Source organism: Lysinibacillus sp. FSL K6-1151 (assembly GCF_038630755.1).
GTDB classification, from domain to species: domain Bacteria; phylum Bacillota; class Bacilli; order Bacillales_A; family Planococcaceae; genus Lysinibacillus; species Lysinibacillus fusiformis_D.
In genome coordinates this window covers 4,361,418-4,383,338 of the sequence record NZ_CP152040.1, presented here as the reverse complement: position 1 = coordinate 4,383,338, position 21,921 = coordinate 4,361,418, and the positions used below count along the sequence as shown (strand labels likewise).

Annotated in this window: 25 protein-coding genes; 16 read left to right on the top strand and 9 right to left on the bottom strand. The window is 37.2% G+C overall.

Going from position 1 to position 21,921, the window contains the following annotated elements; genetic code table 11:
- Positions 1-25: 25 nt before the first annotated feature.
- Positions 26-865 carry a YitT family protein gene (locus tag MHI04_RS21255; protein ID WP_036128798.1) on the bottom strand — a complete coding sequence of 280 codons (840 nt, stop codon included), beginning with the start codon at positions 863-865 and terminating at the stop codon, positions 26-28.
- 537 nt (positions 866-1,402) lie between these two features.
- Here MHI04_RS21255 and MHI04_RS21250 point away from each other — a divergent pair.
- The 7 genes from MHI04_RS21250 (at position 1,403) to MHI04_RS21220 (ending at position 8,227) form a co-directional block, all read left to right on the top strand.
- Complete coding sequence (locus tag MHI04_RS21250; protein WP_058845236.1) at positions 1,403-2,851, top strand: Msr family ABC-F type ribosomal protection protein; 1,449 nt, start codon at positions 1,403-1,405, stop codon at positions 2,849-2,851.
- A gap of 264 nt (positions 2,852-3,115) precedes the next feature.
- Positions 3,116-3,433 carry a hypothetical protein gene (locus tag MHI04_RS21245; protein ID WP_089933690.1) on the top strand — a complete coding sequence of 106 codons (318 nt, stop codon included), beginning with the start codon at positions 3,116-3,118 and terminating at the stop codon, positions 3,431-3,433.
- Between the two features lie 204 nt (positions 3,434-3,637).
- Positions 3,638-4,330: a response regulator transcription factor gene (locus MHI04_RS21240; RefSeq protein ID WP_342535175.1), complete on the top strand. Its 693-nt coding sequence runs from the start codon at positions 3,638-3,640 to the stop codon at positions 4,328-4,330.
- On the top strand, positions 4,323-5,471 hold the full coding sequence (locus tag MHI04_RS21235) for an ATP-binding protein (protein WP_342535174.1): 1,149 nt from the start codon (positions 4,323-4,325) through the stop codon (positions 5,469-5,471). Before MHI04_RS21240 ends, MHI04_RS21235 begins: the two co-directional genes overlap by 8 nt.
- A 120-nt stretch (positions 5,472-5,591) precedes the next feature.
- Entirely contained in the window at positions 5,592-6,035 is a 444-nt protein-coding gene (locus tag MHI04_RS21230) for an SRPBCC family protein (protein ID WP_080717176.1), read from the top strand.
- 538 nt (positions 6,036-6,573) lie between these two features.
- Positions 6,574-7,092: a DUF4303 domain-containing protein gene (locus MHI04_RS21225; RefSeq protein ID WP_271913643.1), complete on the top strand. Its 519-nt coding sequence runs from the start codon at positions 6,574-6,576 to the stop codon at positions 7,090-7,092.
- A gap of 13 nt (positions 7,093-7,105) precedes the next feature.
- Positions 7,106-8,227, top strand: coding sequence for a serine hydrolase (locus MHI04_RS21220; protein ID WP_036128786.1), 1,122 nt, complete (start codon positions 7,106-7,108; stop codon positions 8,225-8,227).
- Between the two features lie 31 nt (positions 8,228-8,258).
- Here MHI04_RS21220 and MHI04_RS21215 read toward each other — a convergent pair whose 3' ends face one another.
- A complete protein-coding gene (locus MHI04_RS21215; RefSeq protein ID WP_036128784.1) occupies positions 8,259-8,717 on the bottom strand; it encodes an SMI1/KNR4 family protein in 459 nt (152 codons plus the stop codon).
- 103 nt (positions 8,718-8,820) lie between these two features.
- On the opposite strand from MHI04_RS21215, the gene MHI04_RS21210 reads away from it, so the two are divergent.
- Together MHI04_RS21210 and MHI04_RS21205 are read left to right on the top strand one after the other, a co-directional pair.
- Positions 8,821-9,366, top strand: coding sequence for a cupin domain-containing protein (locus tag MHI04_RS21210; RefSeq protein ID WP_170829871.1), 546 nt, complete (start codon positions 8,821-8,823; stop codon positions 9,364-9,366).
- Between the two features lie 102 nt (positions 9,367-9,468).
- Entirely contained in the window at positions 9,469-9,888 is a 420-nt protein-coding gene (locus MHI04_RS21205; RefSeq protein ID WP_036128781.1) for an Rrf2 family transcriptional regulator, read from the top strand.
- 88 nt (positions 9,889-9,976) lie between these two features.
- Here the strand turns inward: MHI04_RS21205 and MHI04_RS21200 are convergent, their stop codons facing one another.
- Positions 9,977-10,381, bottom strand: a complete 405-nt coding sequence (locus tag MHI04_RS21200; RefSeq protein WP_036128779.1) for a carboxymuconolactone decarboxylase family protein — start codon at positions 10,379-10,381, stop codon at positions 9,977-9,979.
- A 106-nt stretch (positions 10,382-10,487) separates the two neighbouring features.
- Between MHI04_RS21200 and MHI04_RS21195 the strand changes: the two genes are divergently transcribed.
- The 6 genes from MHI04_RS21195 to MHI04_RS21170 all read left to right on the top strand — a co-directional run bounded on the left by MHI04_RS21195 (position 10,488) and on the right by MHI04_RS21170 (position 13,496).
- Positions 10,488-10,907 (top strand): Lrp/AsnC family transcriptional regulator, encoded by a 420-nt coding sequence (locus MHI04_RS21195; RefSeq protein ID WP_036128778.1) that lies wholly within the window; start codon positions 10,488-10,490, stop codon positions 10,905-10,907.
- A 14-nt stretch (positions 10,908-10,921) separates the two neighbouring features.
- Positions 10,922-11,143 carry a hypothetical protein gene (locus MHI04_RS21190; RefSeq protein WP_230593986.1) on the top strand — a complete coding sequence of 74 codons (222 nt, stop codon included), beginning with the start codon at positions 10,922-10,924 and terminating at the stop codon, positions 11,141-11,143.
- Entirely contained in the window at positions 11,134-11,385 is a 252-nt protein-coding gene (locus MHI04_RS21185; RefSeq protein ID WP_230593984.1) for a GNAT family protein, read from the top strand. Before MHI04_RS21190 ends, MHI04_RS21185 begins: the two co-directional genes overlap by 10 nt.
- Before the next feature lie 22 nt (positions 11,386-11,407).
- Positions 11,408-11,752, top strand: a complete 345-nt coding sequence (locus MHI04_RS21180; RefSeq protein ID WP_342535173.1) for a hypothetical protein — start codon at positions 11,408-11,410, stop codon at positions 11,750-11,752.
- Positions 11,753-11,890: 138 nt separating this feature from the next.
- The gene (locus MHI04_RS21175; protein WP_036128773.1) at positions 11,891-12,484 is read left to right on the top strand and encodes an NADPH-dependent FMN reductase; all 594 of its coding nucleotides are present in this window, start codon (positions 11,891-11,893) and stop codon (positions 12,482-12,484) included.
- 73 nt (positions 12,485-12,557) lie between these two features.
- Positions 12,558-13,496 (top strand): ring-cleaving dioxygenase, encoded by a 939-nt coding sequence (locus MHI04_RS21170; RefSeq protein ID WP_342535172.1) that lies wholly within the window; start codon positions 12,558-12,560, stop codon positions 13,494-13,496.
- Positions 13,497-13,658: 162 nt separating this feature from the next.
- Here MHI04_RS21170 and MHI04_RS21165 read toward each other — a convergent pair whose 3' ends face one another.
- Positions 13,659-14,591 (bottom strand): aldo/keto reductase, encoded by a 933-nt coding sequence (locus MHI04_RS21165; RefSeq protein WP_036128769.1) that lies wholly within the window; start codon positions 14,589-14,591, stop codon positions 13,659-13,661.
- A 142-nt stretch (positions 14,592-14,733) separates the two neighbouring features.
- Positions 14,734-15,486: an IclR family transcriptional regulator gene (locus tag MHI04_RS21160; protein ID WP_058845241.1), complete on the bottom strand. Its 753-nt coding sequence runs from the start codon at positions 15,484-15,486 to the stop codon at positions 14,734-14,736.
- Between the two features lie 257 nt (positions 15,487-15,743).
- Between MHI04_RS21160 and MHI04_RS21155 the strand changes: the two genes are divergently transcribed.
- On the top strand, positions 15,744-17,177 hold the full coding sequence (locus tag MHI04_RS21155) for an acetylhydrolase (RefSeq protein WP_342535171.1): 1,434 nt from the start codon (positions 15,744-15,746) through the stop codon (positions 17,175-17,177).
- Between the two features lie 38 nt (positions 17,178-17,215).
- Here MHI04_RS21155 and MHI04_RS21150 read toward each other — a convergent pair whose 3' ends face one another.
- The 4 genes from MHI04_RS21150 to MHI04_RS21135 form a co-directional block, all read right to left on the bottom strand.
- Positions 17,216-18,178: a MerR family transcriptional regulator gene (locus tag MHI04_RS21150; RefSeq protein WP_271911344.1), complete on the bottom strand. Its 963-nt coding sequence runs from the start codon at positions 18,176-18,178 to the stop codon at positions 17,216-17,218.
- Positions 18,179-18,522: 344 nt separating this feature from the next.
- Positions 18,523-19,464 (bottom strand): alpha/beta hydrolase, encoded by a 942-nt coding sequence (locus MHI04_RS21145; protein WP_342535170.1) that lies wholly within the window; start codon positions 19,462-19,464, stop codon positions 18,523-18,525.
- Between the two features lie 29 nt (positions 19,465-19,493).
- Entirely contained in the window at positions 19,494-20,567 is a 1,074-nt protein-coding gene (locus MHI04_RS21140) for an LLM class flavin-dependent oxidoreductase (RefSeq protein WP_342535169.1), read from the bottom strand.
- A 22-nt stretch (positions 20,568-20,589) separates the two neighbouring features.
- Positions 20,590-21,825 carry an MFS transporter gene (locus tag MHI04_RS21135; protein WP_342535168.1) on the bottom strand — a complete coding sequence of 412 codons (1,236 nt, stop codon included), beginning with the start codon at positions 21,823-21,825 and terminating at the stop codon, positions 20,590-20,592.
- Positions 21,826-21,921: the final 96 nt, after the last annotated feature.

Below are 21,921 nucleotides of genomic sequence, written 5' to 3'. Positions count from 1 at the left end.
ACTTACAAAAGGTGTTTTGACTGTCTTAAGATTTTGCTAGTTCAATAAAGCCTTCTCCAAAAACGTCCCTTACATCATGAATGGCAATAAAGGCATCTTTATCGACTTCTTTGACAATTTTTTTGAGCTTCACAACTTCTTGTTTACTAATGACGATATACAGAATTTCTTTTTGTTCCTTTGTATAATAGCCATGACCTGAAAGAACTGTAACTCCACGGTTCATATAAGCAGTCACCTGTCCAGCAATGTCTTCTGGTTTCTTTGAGATAATGGTAACAGCTTTTTTAGGGTTAACGCCCTCAATCACAAATTCCATCACCTTTGTACCAACATAGAGCATAATAATCGTTAGCATTAAAGCCTCTGCACCGATGATAAAATAAGATGAAAAAGCAACAATTAAATCAAAGAATAAAAGTCCATAGCTAATACTCCAACCAAGATATTTGTTGGTAATTCTAGCTAAAATCGTAGAACCTGCTGTTGTACCACCAACTCTAATAATTAAGCCGATACCAACCCCGGCAAATACGCCACCAAAAATCGTATTTACGATAATCTCATCTGAGGAAATAGACCAAGATTCTGTTAAATGTAAGAATAAAGAATGGAAAGAGACCGCAATGATAGTATAGATTGTTGTTTGTCTATTTAGGAATTTATAGCCAACCATTAGTAAAGCTGCATTCATGATAAAGCTGACAATACTCGGAGACCATCCGAAAAGATAATAGGCAATAATTGTTAAGCCTGTTACGCCGCCTTCACCCAAATCATTCGGAATGACAAATAAGTTAACTGCAAGGGCAAAGAGCAGTGATCCAAGCATAATCATTAAAATATCCATTACGTATTTTTTCATTCACATAACACCACCATATCAATTTAGATTTTTTCTTAAATCCATACTATATCAGGTTTTCACCAAATGATATACTTTTTGTAATGTTCATTTATGATATATCGACCTTTTTTTGTATGTCTTTAGTCTGGGAGACCTTGACTAATTGGGAAAAATATTTATAATAATCATAACACTTTTAAGGAGGATTAAAAAAATGGGCTATTCAATGAGACTACGTTTTACCGTTTTGAACCAATAACTGAATAGGGTCAATAACTCTGTTTGTGAAACCAGAGTATACGGGATAGTCTGTCCTTTTTTAATCATCTTTCATAACACAACAAAGGGAGCTCACGCCTTTATTTAGTGAGACAACTTTCCTAATATATCTCAGTTACTTAGATCACAGGCACATTGTCTGTGTTTTTTATTTACCTAATAAGGGGGAAGGTAGAATGCATATGCTATTATTCTTTTGATACGGGCTTTAACTAAAAGCTCGTATCGATACCATAGCTATCGATACGAAATGATTTATTTTCGGGAGGTAGCAATATGGAGAAAATTTGCTTTGAATTAGAGCATGTAATCGTAAATTATTTAGATAAAGAAATTTTAAACATTGAAAAATTAGCTATTCACCAATTCGATCGGATCGGCATCGTTGGGAAAAATGGTGCTGGAAAAAGTACATTAATGAAGTTACTTGCTAGCAAAATTCAGCCGACGAGTGGGATGTTAAAGAGTCATGTTCATTTTGGATATTTTGAACAAATGGAAGCACCAACGTTCGTAGAGGTAGAGGCACAGTTATTAGGAAAATTAGCTGTTCCTCCATATTCTGAAGGACTAAGTGGTGGGGAGCAAACGAGATTGAAGTTAGCACAATTACTTTCTTCTTATGAGGAAGCACTGCTCATTGATGAACCAACAACACATTTAGATCAAGAGGGTATTTCGTTTTTACTGGATGAATTGCGTTATTATTATGGAGCGCTTGTACTAATTAGCCATGATCGTGCTGTACTAGATGAATTGGTCACAACGATCTGGGAGGTTGATGGGGGCAGAATAAATATTTATTCTGGAAATTATAGTAATTATGCTCAGCAAAAGCAGGTAGAGCGAGATCAACAAAGTCAGGCGCATGACTTATACTTGAAGGAAAGAAGTCGTCTTGAACAAGCTGTTGATAAAAAAATGAGAAAAGCTGAAAAAATTACCCAAGCAGGGAGCATGTCAAAAAGAGAAGCTCATGCAAAACCGAATCGTATGTTTATGACAAAGTCCAAAGGTACGAGTCAAAAAAGCGTACAACGTGCAGCCAAAGCGATAGAACATCGAATAGAGAAGCTTCAGAAAGTAGATGCGGTACAGGTAGAGAGAAAAATAGTTTTTCGACAATCGAAAGCTTTGGAACTACACAATAAATTTCCGATTATGGCAGAGCAATTCACTTTACACGTACCAGGGAAACTACTATTGAATAAAGTGAACTTCCAAATACCATTAGGTAAAAAGATTGCGCTTGCAGGTAGTAACGGTTGTGGAAAAAGTACATTACTACAACATATTGCAAACTATGGGGATGGGTTAACCATTTCCCCTAAGGCCAAAATAGGCTATTTTCATCAGATGAGCTACCAATTTAAAAGTGAGGAAACGGTCCTCCAATTTTTAAAAAATCGCTCTGATTACGATGAGGGTTTTCTACGAAGTGTTCTAAATTCCATGCAGTTTGTAGGAAATGATATACAAAAAAGTGTGAAGTTATTAAGCGGTGGTGAAGCGATACGACTCCAGCTTTGTTATCTGTTTTTGGGGAACTTTAATATACTGTTACTGGATGAGCCAACCAACTTCTTAGATATTCAAGCATTAGAGGCGCTAGAGCAATTTATAATGGCTTATGAGGGAACAATCATCTTCGTGACACATGATAAGAATTTTATCGCAAATGTAGCAGATTTACAGTTTACTATAGAAAGTAATAAAATATTTTAAATGGGAAGGTGCGATTCTATCAGCAGGAGAATCGCACCTTTTTTTATTGAATTTATATTCATAAGAAGAGTATATAAAACGTCAATACACTATAAAAAGGAATGATGATCGATATTCAAAACAAATGTGTCAGCGAAATTTTGAACATTATAGGAATGTAAAAGAAATCATCGATTATTATAAAATCTAACCTTCCTCTAACCTAGCAATCGATATACTTGGTCTGTAACCATTGTTACAAATCATTTTCTTGGAGGGATATTTATGAAATTAAGAGCATTAGGGGTAGGAACACTAGCATTAGGTTTATTAACAGGTGGTTTTTCATTTTCTGCATTAGCTTCTTCAAATGATGAGAATGAAAAAGGGGCACAATCAATCAAGGCTGATATGAAGATACTTAAGCCTGGAGAGAAAAAGGAGGTTCCTAAAGGCTTGTTAATGAAAAAAACAAAAGTAGATGAAAAAGAATCAGTAAAAGTGAGCGTAAAAACCTTTGAACCTGGTGAAATGCCAGCTATTCCTGAGGGTGCTGTGATGATGACAACTACAATAGTTGATGGCGGGGAAAAGGAAAAGTAATGAAAGGAAGCTTGTTTTGATCTTTCAAAACAAGCTTCTTACTATGTAAAGGTAAAAGAGACAAGTGTTAGTTGACTTAAATTATTTTAAAAGCTAATTCAAGTAGGCTATTCTAGTACAAAGGGGTAGGACTTGTTTGTTAGCAAAATTTATGAAACTAACGGGTCGTTAAAAAAGTCTGATTTTTAAAGGTGGATAGAACGAATGAAACTTTTATTGGTCGAAGATGAGGCTGTCTTATCCAGGATCATCTCTAAAGGGTTAAAGAAATCTGGCTATGCCGTTGATACAGCTTTTGATGGTAAGGAAGCATTAGAATTATTCGAAATCAATGAATATGACCTTATTATATTGGACTTAAACCTACCCAAAATGGATGGCATAGAGGTGTTAGAGCAGATTCGAGTTCAGAGCGAGGATGTGAAAATACTTATCCTTTCAGCACGTTCAGCTATTCATGATAAAATATTGGGTCTTGATTGTGGAGCCAATGATTATTTAATAAAGCCCTTTGATTTTCAAGAGTTGGATGCGCGTATACGCAACTTATTAAGGCGGTCTTTTAGTCAAAAAAGCGCCATTATATCTTTTGAAAATATAACACTTGATAGCTCAAAGAAAATAGTTTTAGTGGATGGTGAGATGATACATGTTACCAAAAAGGAATATGCTATTCTAGCATATCTCATGCTACATCAAAATAAAGTCATTAGCTCAGAGGAGTTGATAGAGCATGTATGGGACAGTGAAACGGATTTATTTTCAAATTCACTCAAGTTCCATATCCATTCATTACGAAAAAAAATGGCAGATGTTTTGGGGGAAATAGAAGTGATTCAGACAATCCGAGGACAAGGTTATATCATTGCAGAAAATGATAGAGGTTCATATGAATAACTTAACATTAAGAATGAGGCTGACCCTTTTAACTGGCTGTATTTTTGTAGTGGTTACAATTTTGTTAACGTTCCTATCGATTTATAGTGCCGAGGAAAAAATTGTTCAACCTATTACGACAACGATACTCAATCAAGAAAATAGGCTTCACAAAGAAATCATAGATGAGACGACAGTAGAAACCAAGATGAATCATGATATTGTTGCTCAGATAAAGATTACGGATGTAAGAGAAGCGAAAAAGAAATTTATCAATCAGAGTGTCATATGGATGTTAATTATTATTGTAGCAGGGATAGCTACCATTTATGTAGTGGCTGGTCGAGCTTTAAAGCCAGTTCATGATCTTAGTCAAAAAATCGGAAATATAAGCGAACATAATTTAGCTCAACGTATCGAACATATTTCTACAAAAGATGAAATAGGGGATCTTACAGCTTCATTTAATCACATGCTAGATCGACTAGAAAAATCGTTTCTGTACCAAAAGAGCTTTGCCGCAAATGCAGCACATGAATTGAAAACACCACTAACAACCATGAAGGCAGGTATCCAGGTTTTAAAACTGGAAAAATCACCAACAGTAGAAGATTATAAGGAAAATTTAGAGGTGACAGAGCAAGGTACACAAAGGCTCATCCAGGTTGTGAACGATCTGTTAACATTAGCTTATGAGCAAACGGAACATTTTTCTGATGATATTGAGCTCAAAGCAATGTTAGACACGATTACACAAGAATTACAGCCTTTATGTATAGAAAAAAATATCGCTATTTCTGTAGATATTGACGTGAAAACGATAACGGGAAATCAAACATTACTCTATAGAGTTTTTTCTAATATGATTGAAAATGCGATTAAGTACAACCACAAGAATGGAATGGTTGAAGTTCGTGGACAGGTTAAGAATGGAGCTACTCATATTACAATTACAGATTCAGGAATTGGGATACCAAATGATCAGCTACACTATATTTTTGAGCCGTTTTACCGTGTCGATCACTCCCGAGCCCGTGAGTTGGGTGGCTCTGGGTTAGGTTTATCTATTGTCAGAACCATCGTTGAAAAGCATCATGGGAAAGTAAACGTCCAAAGTACATTAAATGTCGGTACAACATTTGAGATCATTTTACCAATATAAAAGTGTGATTTTACCATTAGGGGAATCACACTTTTTTAGTTAATTTTTATTATTAGAGAGGTAAAAGGGAAAATTTGGCGAAGAATGTGTAGATAAATATTACAAAAAGGATGATGATCGATGATGAATACGGATGTGACGACGAAATTAAAAATCAGGCAGCCAGTCCATAAAGTTTTTGAAGCCATTATTTCTCCTACTGAAATTGGGCATTATTGGTTCTCTGATAGCTCTGAAAGATGGGGAGCGGGTAAAAGGATTACGCTTAGATATGATGAGTATCATGCTGAGGGTGTAATCACTGTGCTGGAAATGGAGGCTAATGAAAAAATTATGTTTGTATGGGGTGAAGAGCATGGTGAAGTGACGATGGTTACCATCACTCTTGAAGAATTACAAGGCGAAACCATTATTACTGTAGTAGAGTCAGGGTTTAATGCCCATGACCCAGAGATTATGGCAAAAATGATGGGGCAAAAAGAGGGTTGGGTTTATATGTTAACATGCCTCAAAGGATATTTAGAAAATGGCATCAGCAGTTTAAGAGCTTCGTTAATTCATTAGTGTATGTAGCTTACAATGCAATGACCTTAAACTTTATTAAATGCTGCTACCACTATAGGAGAGATGAGTCTTGGGAGTGGAGTTGCAGGAAAACTAGTGGGAGCATCTTATTCAAAAACCTATAGATACTTCTGAACAGAATTGGTAGGTGATTTTTTGGATAAGAAAATGTTTTCAAGTTGTATAATTGTTATCGCTGTTATTTCGTTATTTAGTCCAACAATTATTTCTACTTTAATGCGACAACAAAGTACAATACTTAATACTCATTATTACATTCAATACATTGTTAATTTGGTTAGTTTCCATCTAAGTTTATTCTTTTTGGCTTCATTAGCATTAGTCTTATTTCTCAAGAAGGATCGATGACTAAATTGAAACATTCAAAACCCACCTAAATGGAGATTATAGATGGTTTTTGTGTCTTACTATCAAATTGAAAAAGGTGCTATCCGTCGATAACACGTTCTATATACCTAAAGCAAGTTAAAGGAGATATTCATAGTTATGATGCCTACCGGAGACTTTAGTAGAGGAAATTGTTAATGCTGCAAGAAAATCATTTCTGAATTTATTTAAAAATGGTGAGCGGGACTATTACTGTACGCTATATACAACTGGCGAAGGGCATGCTCCGAACGTTTCAGCTTGGTCGTGGGAAGCATTGGAGCGGGAAGCTACTAAACAGGCAAGAAATAGCAACAACTCTCAATCTGAAATGGCTGCTCTTATCAAATGGTCTTATGCAGATTCTCCTTATTGTTGCTTCGGTGAAGAGTATTTTACAAATGTATGTCAGTACTTGAATGAGCGACCTAATATCAATGTCCTTGGGGGTGAAAAATGGCAGCAAGAATTGACATTCCGGCTAACAGCAATGGAATTAGCCATGAAAAAGCTTGATGAGGAGGGACTATTTGCCTTGAATCAAACAAGAGACGCTATTTGTATACTCGTGGAAGTGATGCCCCCAGATGAAGTAAACATAGAAATAGCGTTGCAATTAAACCAGTCGTCTACAGCATTGCAGCAATGGTTGGTGGAAGCAGACGAGTGATGGAGGGATGAAAGTGAAAAAATTATATTGGATGATGGGTGGCATTTTAATTTGTGCAGGGTTAGTAATAGGTATTGTCTTTTGGAAGTTTCAAAAAGAGATTAAGAAGGACGACCCAGAATATATTGTTCAATTTATAAAGGAACATAGAGCTGATAAAAATGTTTCCGTAGCCATTCAACGCAATCAACAATATTGGGTGGAATTAAACACTAAGGAACAGCTGCCATTAGCAAGTACAGTTAAAATCATCGTCGCTATAGCCTATGCACAGCAAGCAGCAGAGGGTCGCATTAATCCTCAGCAACAGGTCGATCTAAAGGAGTTAGAGGTATTTTATATTCCTAAAACGGATGGAGGTGCACATGAAGCATGGTTAGCGCAGTTAAACCTTCAGGGTGTGGATCATGTACCTTTAAGTGAAGTCGCAAGTGGTATGATTGCTTATAGTTCCAATGCGAATACGGAATATTTAATGCATGTATTAGGTTTTCAAGCGATTAATGATGTGCTTACACAGCTACATGTAGAGGATCATGAACCATTATATCCAATCGTCAGTGCACTCCATATCCCGGTTCAAGTCTTGAAAGAAAAAAATTTAACGAAAAAAGAAACATTAGCGGCTTTGCAAGAAATGGATATGGCTGAATATCGTGAGCGTGCATCGTCTATTCACGCCAGTTGGATAGAGCAACCTTTGACTTACGAGGAGAAAGCAGAGGCACAAAAACTGCTCAATATGGATTTTCAAAAGATATGGTCTGACCGTTTAATAAGGGCCACTACAAACGATTACATCTCTATTTTAGAAAAATTGAATAATAAAAATTTCTTCAGTGCAGAGGTACATAAATACTTAGATCCCGTAATGGAACAGTTGATGCAGAATCCTAAAAATCAAGAATGGCTAACACATGCAGGTCAAAAGGGTGGATCGACTGCATTTGTCTTAACACTAGCAGCCTATGCGGAAGATAAAGAAGGGAATCAAACGGAAATTGCCCTTTTTGCTAACGACTTAAATACAATGGAACAAATTAAACTATCTAATAGTATGAATAGTTTTCAATTGAAATTTCTGACAGATGATAAGTTTCGCAAGCGTCTTAAAAGGGAGTTTTCTGAGTTGTGAGTTGCCTCTATAGATATGGCAACTCACACTATTAGCTCCGTTCATCCATTAGTTTTTCGAGAAACTTTGAGAAAGTAGAAGCATATTCATAAATCATGTCATTCAATAAGTCAAAGCACATAACTGAAAACTCACCATGTTCATCTTTTGATGATGTATTAAAAAAATATAGTTCGTCTGCGTCTGGAACAAATAAATCTAACCTATTCGGATATTGTTTACACCAATCCTTGTCAGCCAAGTTAAGACGATGTATATAAAGAATATCTGTATGATCGATGTCTCTGTATGCTGGTTGACCGATTGTGAGAATAGATCCACCATTCAGTTGCCCATTGCCATAATTTTTTAACCACCAGCAATAGGATGGTGGTAAGCTGAACCCTAATTCAACTTCAGCTTCTACAATCCAATCATCTTCAACATCATGTCCAGGAAACCATTTAATCGCCGTAGTACTTGCTAGCATTTCTGCTAATCTAGCGTACATGGCAGCTACCTCCAATCTGTTTATAAATAGCACTCCATTAATAATTCAACGTGCAAACGGAGTACCTTCTTTCATTCAACTGCATAATATAGCGTTATCATGTATGAGAGGATTGAGTTACATGTACCACCCTTATTACGGTAATTATTTACTGTATAATTACGGTTATCAACCTGTTTATTGGGCCTATCCAAATCAGGAAGAACGAGTGCCAAGAAGTAATGTCCAGAATGATTTTGGATCAGGACCATTCGTTGTCAACATTGAAGAGACTACAAAGCACAACAAAAATTATCGAACAGTACTATGGACAGGGCCACACTTACAAGTAACTGTGATGAGCCTTAACGTTGGGGAAGATATTGGCTTAGAAGTACACCCTCACGTCGATCAATTTATTTGTATTGAGGAAGGGCATGGCGTTACACAGATGGGACCAAGTAAAGATTATTTAAACTTCCAAAGACACGTGTCTGAAGATATGGCCATTATGGTGCCAGCAGGGACATGGCATAATGTTACGAATATAGGCAATAAACCGCTAAAGCTTTACACAATTTATGCACCACCAAACCATCCATTTGGAACTGTTCATACGACAAAGGCTGATGCCATGGCTGAAGAAGAAGGCTATGGGCAGCGTGAATAAGAAATCATAAAGCGTGTTTTTCTGCAAAACATGCTTTTTTCTTGATATATGGTAGAATGTGTTTTAATTACAGATAGTAATAGTCCTGAATGGAGGTGATTAATGATGAAATATTCAAAAGCAACAAATTATGCGTTACATACGATGGTGTTTTTAACGCTCAATCCTAAAGGGAAATCAATGAGCGTAGAGTCTCTAGCAGAAATGCAGAAATTATCACCAACCTATCTTTCGAAAATATTAACAAAGCTTGTGAAGGCAGGTTTAATTGAGTCGAATCCAGGTGTCAACGGTGGTTACCGTATTTCTAAGCGTCCACAAGAAATTTCTTTCTTAGATGTGATTTATGCGATTGAAGGACAAACCTCATTATTTAGTTGTGCTTCAGATCATGAAGATGTCTTTCATCATCAAGGCTGTCTCATTGAACAAGTGATGGTGGATGCTGAGAATAATATGAAAGAGGAGCTTAGTAAGCAATTTATTATAGATATAGCTAATAAAATCGATTTAGATGGATAGCATGCATAAAGCGGTGGATACAGCACTAAATGTGATGGATAGAACGTTCAAATTGGTGGATAGGAACTAGGGAAGACCCCTAGTTCCGTTATTTTAATTGCATAAGAGCACCAAAATATTGCTGTGCTGTCGCGAAGCAAATAAATGCTAGTAGCTCGCTAATCTCGGCTGCTGTTAAATAATCCTTTAATACAGCTGTGACATTGGCCGCAGTGTGACCTTTTGAAGCTAAGAATGCTTCTGCAAAACCTGTACATACGGCTGTTTTCTCATCATAGTATTGTGGATCTGGTTTGCCTTTTGCCTTACAATACTGACAGCCATTTTTTTGAGCTAATGTTTTTCGAACCTCTTCTTTTAATGAAGCGGATAGATGCCCGTCTTTTTCGAGTACCTCCCCCAACTGTTGCCAGTGCAGCTGAATTCCCTCGTTATAGCCTAATAGTTGTTGAAATGGCGTTAAGCCCTTGTCGTGTAAATGAATAAGTGTCATCAAACATCCCTCCTTTCATTAGTGTAAAATATGAATAACGAAGTTAACATGCGAATTCGAAGGAAATTATAATCGTTTCCTTTTAAAAAGAAGGGGTATTGCCATAATGGATTTCATTAATGAAAGGATACTGAAAGAATTAAAGGAGGATAGTCGTATTTCTATGAGTGAATTAGGGAGACGAGTACATTTATCGGCACCAGCTGTTCGTGAAAGAGTACGGCAATTAGAGGAACAGGAAGTCATAAAAAAATATACTTTGGCTATTAATAAAAAGGCATTAGGCTATCCAGTTGAGGCTATCATTGAGGCGACAATAAAAAACAACCGCTATGCAGATTTTAAAGATCTTATTAAGACGTATACAACGATAGATTTTTGTTATCGAATATCAGGTGAGGCATGTTTTTTATTAAAAGGGCATTTTCAAACTTTTTCTGATGTTGAGCAGTTTATTGATGTATTACAGCCATATGCACATACAAAAACCAATTTTATTTTTTCTGATATATGTGAGGACATTTAAGAAAGGAGCTATTAATGGAATTCAAATTATTTGAAGAAGAAATTGATGATTTAGTACAATTACTCACTCAAAATAAATGGTTGTATCACACGAATCCACTGGTAAAAGAAGAGTCCATTCGAGCTGCATATGTGGAGGGTTACTATAAGAACGATCGTGAAACACATTGGCTACTTGAGGAAGGGGAAAAAGTCGGGATTCTTTTTATTCATGTGGAAGTAAGGATATGGTGTTAAAGCACTTCATTGATCTATTTGGCGAAAAAGGTAAGATTCGTATTGAGGGCTATACTAGAGCCGATAATATGGGGATGCGAAAATGCTTTAGTAAGGCTGGCTTTGTGAACGAGGGCTATTTAAGAAATGCTTGGGAAAATGAGGACGGTACCGTGACAGATAGTATTGTCTATAGTGCTATTAAAGATGATTGGATTACAGGGAACTCAACACCAATAAAAATGGATGAAGTCCCATTTTAAAGTGTTTGAGAGGAGTTATAGCATGAAAAAAGACATTTTAAACGCTTTAAGAAAATTATGGTCAAGCCAATCAAGTTCTAAATGGAGCTTGGATAACCTTGCAAAAGGGCAATGTGGCGTTACTTCATTAGTGGTGCAGGATATTCTTGGCGGAGAAATTAGAAAGACATTTCTCAAGGAGGGCTGGTACTTTTATAATGTCATTAATGGCGTAAAAATGGATTTTACGGAGGAGCAATTTTCATACATAATCGACTATCAGGATATTGATTCAAATAGGACAGAGGCTTTACATGATACCAATGATGCGCAATATAGCTATTTAAAATCACAGGTTTATAAGCTTTTAGGGAAGGTAGAGAGTTAGTTTTCTCTGCCTTTTTAAATTTAAAAACAAAGTTGTTGACGTTGATAAAAATATCGTGTTATTATTATCTCGAATTAAAGATAAATAATTTCAAGATAAATGAATTCGAACCTTTAGCTTTCGTCAGGAGGTACAATTATGGGTTTTTTGAATAAATTATTTAGTTCAAAAAAAGAGGAGGAACAAACAATGGCAGAATTAAATATCGGCATTATTATTGGATCGACACGTGAGGGACGTGTAAGCCCTCAAGTAGCACAATGGGTAAAGGAAATTGCAGATCTACGTGGTGACGCAAACTATACAGTGATCGATATTGCTGATTATAAATTGCCATTATTAGGCGAACCAGGGCAAGATGCTTCGGGTGCACAGGCTTGGTCAGAAATTATTGCTAAACAAGATGGATTTGTGTTTATCGTACAAGAATATAATCACTCTATTACAGGGGCCTTAAAAAATGCACTAGACTATTTACGTGTTGAGTGGAATAACAAGGCAGCAGGAATCGTGTCATATGGTTCTGTAGGTGGAGCTCGTGCAGCAGAACATCTACGTGGCATTATGGGAGAGCTATTAATTGCAGATGTACGTGTTCACCCAGCATTATCCTTATTCACAGATTTTGAAAATGGAACAGACTTTAAACCAAAGGAAGTACAATCAGATTCAGTGAACCAAATGTTAGATCAATTAATCCCATGGTCTAAAGCTTTATATACAATTCGCTAAGCTTATCCAGTTTGAGGTAGGACGTAGTTGGGCACAGTAAAGGTGAGAAAAATAGTCGAAAGGGCTTGTTAACATGAAAAAACATACAGCAGGTATTCACCATATCACAGCCATCGTAGGGCATCCACAAGAGAATATTGATTTTTACGCAGGTGTGTTGGGCTTACGTTTAGTGAAGCAAACTGTAAACTTTGATGATCCTGGCACATATCATTTATATTTTGGCGATAAAGGTGGAAAACCAGGCACAATCATTACCTTCTTCCCTTGGGCAGATGCTTATCAAGGACGTATTGGTGATGGCCAAGTTGGCGTTACAACGTATGTTGTACCAGAAGGGGCACTTCCATTTTGGATTAATCGCTTAGCAAAATTCTCGATTCCCTTCCAAAAAGCTGAACGCTTTGGTGAGCAAGTCATTCAATTGGACGACCCACATGGTTTGCATATTGAACTTGTTGCACGTGCGGAAGGCGAGCTCAATGAATGGACATTTGGTGAGGTAACACCCGAGGTTGCTATTAAAGGTTTTGGTGGAGCTACACTATACTCAAGTCATCCTGAAGAAACGGCAAAAGTTTTAACAGAAGTGATGGGCCTTGAACAGGTAGGGACAGAGGGTGACTATACTCGTTATAAATCAAGTGCAGCTATTGGTAATACTGTAGATTTAAAAACAGTAGCAGGTGTACGTGGTCAAATGGGTGTAGGAACGGTTCACCATATTGCGTGGAGAGCTCAAGATAATACGGATCATTTAGAATGGCAAGAGTATGTGATGAACCATGGACAGCATGTAACGGAAGTCAAAGATCGTAATTATTTCAATGCGATTTATTTCCGTGAGCCTGGCGAAATTCTATTTGAAATCGCTACAGATCCTCCTGGATTTGCTCATGACGAAACACCTGAGACAATGGGTAGCCAATTAATGTTGCCACTTCAGTACGAACAGCATCGTGAACAATTAGAAAGAACATTAATCCCGATTAAAGTGCGTAAACTGGATTAAGAAGAGGAGTCGCTTAATTTCCAATAATCCAAGAAAATGACAGGCTGTTAGCAGAATTGCACAGTCAAACTACGCTAAAATTGCGATAGAGCACAAAGCTAAAATATAATAAAAATGAGAAAAGAGCGAATTTGCAAAAATCCTCTCTTTTCTCATTTTTTATTATAAAATTCCTTCTATTTTCATTAAATCTTCATTTGTTAACAGGACATCCGTTGCTTCCACATTGATAGCTACTTGGCTTTTATGCTTTCCTCCTGGGATAACGGCATCAACACCGTCTTGGGCTAATAACCAAGCAAGAGCCAGATTTGGTAATGTTGTTTGTTTTTCTGCTGCTACTTCCTTTAACGCCTCTACTTTAACTAATGTTTGTTCAAACAGTTCACCGTGGAATAAAGGGTTTGAAACTCGCCAGTCCCCTGCGCCTAGTTTAAAATCTTTTGTATACTTGCCACCAAGTAGACCATATGAGAGTGGTCCATAAGGAATAAATGAAATATCATTTTTTATACAGTATGGCAGTAAATCTTGTTCGGCTGAACGGTTTAACATATTATAAGGAGATTGTAAGACTGAAATATCATTATGCATATTTGCTTCGATTAATTGATCTAATGTTACGTTAGAAATTCCTATTGCTCCGATTTTACCTTCTTCTTTTAAGCGCGATAATTCTCCAATCGATTCAACAAGAGGTGTTTCGTTATCAGGGAAGTGCAAATAGTATAGATCTACATAATCCAATTGGAGGCGATTTAAGCTATTTTCAAAAGCTTGTCGTAGATATTTTGGATGATTATCTACTGTTACTGTACCATCTTCAAACCAACGTTTAGCTGCCTTTGTTGCCAAAACGAAATCTTCCCTACGATAGTTTTTCAAAACATCCCCAACGATTTCCTCTGAACGCCCTTTACCATAAATGTCTGCTGTATCAATAAAAGTTATTCCAAGATCTAGGGCTGTTGTCACTAGCTCCTTTCCATCTTGTTCATTTAAGCTTTCAAATAAATTATGACCACCAACAGCATTTGTTCCAAGACCAATTTCTGAAATACGGATATTAGTTTTCTTTAATGTATGGAATTTCATCTTCTTACCTCCTCGTTTTTCTATAACAAGAATAGGATAAAAACCTATTTTTACAAACATCTATACTAATAGTTTCATATATAGAAACAAAAGCATTTTTATTGCAAAGGAGCATAGCTTATTAATCTTCTAAGATACAAAACTATGTTAAAAGATAATCAATTTCCGCTGTTAATTTTTTACTTGCCTCGACTAATTTTTTTACAAAAGAACGAATGGCCGCTTTCTTTATTTGCTCCGTCGAACCGTGTAGGGCAATGGCACCTATTACTTCTTTATTGACATAGATAGGTACTGCAATACAACATTTACCTAGATTGGTTTCTTCATTATCAACAGCGTATCCTTGTGCTTTAATAACCTGTAAGTGAGGAATTAATAAACCATAATCATAGAAGGTTTTTGATGTAAGTGGATGAAGTCTTATACTATTTAACATGTCATGTTGCGTTTCTATGGGGAGGTGAGCTAAGACTACTTTTCCAAGTGCACTTGAATGCATGGGTGTTCGAGTATCGATTGCTTGAAAAAAAGGTTGTTCAAATGGCTCCCTGATGACATTTTTTATCACCATTTCACAATCTTCTAAAATACCAATATAAGTAGTTATTTCTTCTTGTCGGGCTAATTGATAGGGTGCTACAAGGGAAGTCCATTCAATATCTTGATGCCAATATAGATGTTCATCTCTAAAAATATGAGGATTTAATTGATAGTATTTATTATATTTATTAACATAATTCATTTTTTCCAAAGTATAAAGCATGCGAAAAACCGATGTCTTATTCAGTGATAACTCTTCCATAATTTCAGTCAATGTAAGAGCATGCTTTTGTCGTAATACATCCAATATCAAAAGGCCCTTTTTTAATGTCGATACTTCATAGGAATCCATTTCTGTCCTCTCCTAACTTCTAAAATAATTTAACCTGTACCTGTGAAATATTCATAGTTCTTTATTGATATTATAAAGACAATTTTTTATAACTGCTCAATTTTTATTTTAATAATATACAACCTTAAATTTGTAAAATGGTGGACAATTATAAAAAATGTCAGTGTTTTTTTGTATTGATTGTTGATTCTCCTCTTACTGGAGGTAATACACTTTGATTTGAATCAGCAAGATCAAAAAACAAGGAGGTTTTTATTATGAGGTCTATTGAATTGTTTTATGTCATCTTTAATATTGTTTTACTAGGTTGGTTAGTTTTTGGTAGAAACAAGTCACAGCGAGGAATACTGATAGCTGGTGGTATGTCTATGCTATTTCTACTTGTCCATGGAATCATTGAAGGGATGCGGTGGCAAATGATACCGACTTATTTGATGACATTATTTTTTCTCGTTGTTGTTGTGATAAGGCACTTTTTTAACCCAAAAGTTCAAAAAGAACAACAATCAAGTATGCGCCGATTACGCGTTGTTCTGAATTCAACATTAGCTGTACTTTATTCTGCCATAGCAGTTAGTCTGCCTATCGTTCTTCCGGTATTTACCTTTGAAAAGCCAGCGGGTCCGTACCAAATTGGAACAGTCACCTACGATTGGGAAGATACTAAGAGGGAAGAGACTCTCACACCAGAGCTTGGCGACAAACGCGAATTAATGGTACAAATCTGGTATCCTGCTGATACGAATGCTAAAGGTAATACGGCTCCTTATATTTCCGATTCTGCTGTTTTTGCAGAGGGGTATAGTAAAATTCTAAATTTACCGAAGTTTTTATTCGCAAATTTTGGTTATGTCAAAACACATGCTATTGAGAACGCTGAGATTTCTAATCAGGAAACAACCTATCCGGTACTCCTTTTCTCTCATGGCTTTAGTGGGCATAAAAATCAGAACACTTTTCAAATTGAGCAATTAGTCAGTCAAGGCTATATCGTGGTAGGTATAGATCACACCTACAGTAGCACGGCCTCAGTTTTTTCTGATGGTCGTATAGCAAATTACGTCCCACAAAAAACGGAATCAATTGCATATTTAGATAAAGCAAATGAAGGTTGGGTTGAAGATGCTAAATTTGTGCTGGATCAAGTAGAGCAGCTGGCCCAAAATGATTCTGAAAACCGTTTTACAGGTCGAATGGATATGGAGAATATAGGTATGTTTGGCCATTCCTTTGGTGGGGCAACGAGCACCCAAATGCTAATGACAGATTCAAGAATAAAAGCAGCTCTTAATATGGACGGCGTTCTATATGGAAAACTCCGAGTTCCTACGGAGGGGCTGAAGAAGCCATTTATGATGATGAGTGCTGATGACTCAATCAGAGAAGCGAAGGAAACGGATAGTGAGGAGTTCATCGAGTTTGTAAAAGAAACTTTGCCACGGTATGAGTATGTAACTGTGGGTGGGAACTATTGGATGAAGATTAAAAATATGAAGCATATGGGCTTCTCTGATTTATACCTGTTTTCACCACTTTATGAACGGATGGAAGGGGTCGACATCCAAAAGGCTTATCATCTGATTAACGACTATTCATTGGATTTCTTTAATCATTATTTAAAGCAACAGCCATTTAAACTATTAGAGCAAAATATTGGGGATTATCCAGAATTTACGTTACAGAAAGGTTGACAGCTAAGGTGAATAGTTGAGGGTGTTTAGCCCCTCAATTATTCGCCTTCTGAATTTTCCATATGTTCAAGTCGCCATTCTATTCCTTGAAATAGTAATTGATTAGCTTTTGAGAGTTGGTAGTATTGTGGACTTAGAATGGCACATAATATTTCGCATCGTTCGAGTCGTTTGGTTTTGGTTCTTTGAATATATTTTACAAAGTAATGGAAGTAATCTTCTTTATTGTCCAAATGCTCTGAGTTCGCATACAGCCTAGCAGTATCATCGACAATGGCCTGTACAACCGGACTGCTGGCAGGCGATTTTTGTTTCAACGCCTTATTCAATCGATCATGGATGTTTTCGAGCTTTCTGACCAGTGTTGTAGCATTGTATTTTGGCTGATGAACAATATTCATGTACAGAAATTCAGTATTTTTCAGGTCTTTTATAAACTGCGGATCATTTATGAGCTCCTGCAACTCATGCCAAGCAGCGGTTTGTTTGGCGGAGCCTTTCACCTGATTAATAATGTATTTGTCAAAATAATAAAAAAACGAATCTTTCCACTCTTTTGGAATGCCATTTAAGAATTGTATTTCTTGCACTTTTTTATCGATAAATTGTTTTTTATTTTCAGCTTTAATTGTTCGTGCATTCACTAAATCATGAATACACTGCAATGAATCCCCATTATGTTCCTTTGCTTGACGCAAAATTGATATCATATCCATAAGCGTATTAACCTGTGTTTCCATCGATTCAATCTGCCAATCAAGTATTCTAGTGACTGATAGCTCCTCAGATATCATTTTGCTTATATCATCAATTCCAAAATCCAAATAACGCAGGTTTGTAATCATTTCAAGACGCCATATATCTTTCACTGTGTATAATCGATGTCCACCATCAGTATAACTTGTAGGTTTTAGCAACCCAATTTCATCATAGTAACGAACTGTTTTTATAGTAGAACCTATTATTTTAGCTGTTTCACCTATAGTATATTTTTCTTCCAAATGATTACACCTCCTGATTGGATCACTTTATAGTAATTTTAACATCATAGTTCATTTGATGATAAAAAAAGTCATTATTTTATTTTACGATAAACTTGCCATAAATTGAGGAATTGGACTTGCATAGCTGTGAAGTTTTTATCAACAAGGTCATCATAACTAAATTGTTATAATTATAAAATGCGAAAATATCGTCAAAGCATTTTCGCATTTTAAATTTTCATATTCAAACATTCCAAGAGCAGCAACTTTCATTTAGAAAATTATGCTCCTGCCAATTATGATTGCAACTGAACTACTTAACGACTATGATAAGGGCTATTTCACATTTTCAGTAAGGTAGACTAAGGGTGAAGAGCGCGAGCCATTGCATCTAAATAGTTCTGACTTGCACGCTGACTTACCTCGGCTTCAGGTACAAAGACTTCAAAGCAATGAAAGCTACCAGGGTAGAGATTCATTTCAACATCTACTCCTGCTTGGGCAAGACGTGTTACATAATCAAAGGTTTCATCTCGAAATAAATCAAGTTGACCTATACATGTATAGGTTGGTGGTAATCCTGCTAAATTATCTGCTCTTGAAGGAACCGCATACGGAGAAAGTTCGTTGGTGTCCTTTTCTTCTCCTAAGTACATACGCCAAGCGGTCAAATTATTTGATCTACTCCATGTTGCATGAGCATCGGTAATCTCATAGCTAGATGGCGTTTCATTTCGGTTATCAAGCATTGGATATAATGGCATTTGAAATATAATTGAAGGCCCTCCCTTATCGCGAGCCATTAATGCTAGTGCTGCTGTTAGCCCTCCGCCACCACTTGCACCAGCAATTGCCACTCGTTTAACATCAATGCCTAGTGATGGAGCCTCAGCTGTCATCCATACTAACCCTGCATAACAATCTTCAATCGCGGCTGGATAAGGATGCTCAGGAGCAAGTCGATAATCAACAGAAACGACAACGCAGTTAGCGGTCTGAACAAAACGTTCACATAGAAGATCATCCATATCGGGGTGTCCCATAACGAAACCACCACCATGAATCCAAAGCATAGCTGGAAGTTTATCGTTGCTCCGTTTAACGGGTTCATATATTTTAACTAGCATTTCACCTCCATCACCTCTAGGAATTGTACGATTAGTTGTAAATACAAGTTCTGACTCCTCTAATGGTGATTGGGCTAAGAGACGACGACTCCATTCTAAATCTTCGTCTAGGCGAAAGCCTGGAAATTGCGAGTAAGCCTGCCTTAATTCGGGTAAGATTCGGTCATTGATTGTCATATAAATTCTCCCTGTAAAGTAATGAATTTTTAAATAAATGGATGTCCTTCTAGTGCCATTTCCGCCTCCCATTTAGCAACTTCCTCACGCACACGGGGTGCCACTTCTGTTCCAAGAAGTTCTATCGCTTGCATGACTTGATCATGTGGCATTGTACTTAAAGGTACGTATAACATAAATCGTGTGATCCCTACATGTTTACGAAGATGAATGATTTTCTGAGCAACTGTCTCTGAATCACCGACATATAATGCCCCTTCAAAACTACGTGCAGCATCATAGCTAGAACGATCATAATACGACCAACCACGTTCTTTGCCCAGTTTATTCATGCCCGCCTGTGTAGATGGGAAAAATGTATCTGCTGCCCACTCGTTATTCGGGCCAACGAAACCTATCGAATGGGAGCCTACCCGAAGCTTAGATAAATCATGACCTGCATGAGCAGCAGCTTTTTTATAAAGTTGTACGATTGGAGCAAACTGCATAGGACTGCCACCAATGATTGCTAGCATAAGGGGTAATCCTAAAATTCCTGCCCGAATGGCTGATTGTTGATTTCCTCCACTACCAACCCAAATGGGTAAAGACTTTTGAACAGGTCTTGGATACACACCTAAATTATTGATCGCTGGTCGATGCTTCCCTTCCCATACTACTTTTTCTGACTCGCGAATTTTGAGTAATAAGTCCAAATGTTCTTCAAACAGTTCATCATAATCATTTAAATTGTAGCCAAATAGGGGGAAAGATTCGATAAAGGATCCACGGCCAGCCATAATCTCCGCACGCCCATTTGATAGTCCGTCTAAAGTAGAAAAATCCTGAAAGACACGTACGGGATCGGCAGAAGAAAGAACTGTCACGGCACTTGTTAATCGAATTTTTTTCGTTTGTGGAGCGGCAGCTGATAACACCATTGCTGGGGAGGAAGCAGCATAATCTTCTCGATGGTGCTCGCCAACGCCAAACACATCCAATCCTACTTGATCTGCAAGAATGATTTCCTCCACTACTTCACGTAAACGCTGTGCATGACTAATTACCTCGCCACTATGAACATCTGGTTTTGTTTCTACGAAAGAAGTAATTCCTATTTCCATTTGTTATCTCTCCTAAGTTAAATCAATATTTTGTGAATCGTCTAGTCATTACCCAAAAAATAAGGGCAATTGTACTGATAGAAGCTCCAAGTAAGCAAACCCCTTCCCAGCCAAAGTGTGCATATGTCTGTGTAGAAGCGATTGAACCGCCAGCGCTGCCGATGGAGTAGAACACCATGTAACCAGCGGTAAGTCGACTTCGCGCTTCTGCACGCAATGGAAGAATCATCGTCTGATTAGTGACATGAATTGCCTGTACGGCCAAATCCAGCAAGATAATACCAACAACTAATGCAAATAACGACTTTTCTAGATAATTTATAAACAACCATGAAATGAGTAGTAGCACTAAAGCAATCCCTGTTGTTTTTTGTCCATAACCCTGGTCAGCAAATTTCCCTGCCTGTGCGGCAGCTAATGCACCAGCCACTCCAATAAGACCAAAAGCACCAATGACACTGTGTGACAGTGTTAACGGTGGGGCACTAAGTGGCAGAACAAGTGGCGTCCATAAAATACTGAAATTAGCAAAAATTAGCATGGCTAAAACCGAGCGGATACGTAAAGTTCTTTCTTGAATGAACAACATAAATACGGATTTAATTAGCTGAAAGTAGGATAGGGCTTTTACTTCACGCTCCACTTTAGGTAACACTTTTAGAAATATACAGACCATTAAAAACATAAGAGTGGCAGAGACTAGATAAACGGACCGCCAGCCAGCAAGATCAGTTAAGAGACCAGCGAAGGTCCGAGCGAGCAGTATGCCAATGACGATTCCGCTCGTGACAATGCCAACAACACGACCTCGTTCTGTAGGGGAAGCCATAGTAGCCGCAAATGCCACAAGTGTCTGCGTCACAACTGCAAGTAGACCTACCAAAGCCATACCTGTGAAAAGTACTGCGCTATAGGAGGCAGTGCCTACTATAACCAAAGCCGTTATGGACAGTAGCATCTGTCCAATAATCAATCGGCGCTGATTGAGTAAATCCCCTAGAGGCACTAAGAGTAATAAACCTAAGCCATAAAAGATTTGCGTGATGGTAATAACAACACCAATAATCGAGTGATCAATAGTAAACTCATTTGACAATTGATCGAGCAGCGGCTGTGCAAAATAAATATTGGCTACAGACATTCCACAGGCTGTTGCGAATAATAATGTTATAGCTCGAGACATGGAAGACTGTTGATTTATAGTAGGCGCATCGTTTTCTCGCTTCAGATCATTGTCCACACGATATCCTCCATTCATAATTGAATTGTCATTATAACTTACCGTTCGGTATGAAATAATTATTGGTAAATATATCTTAGTTTTATTTACTGTGTCAATGTATTTTTTGAATTT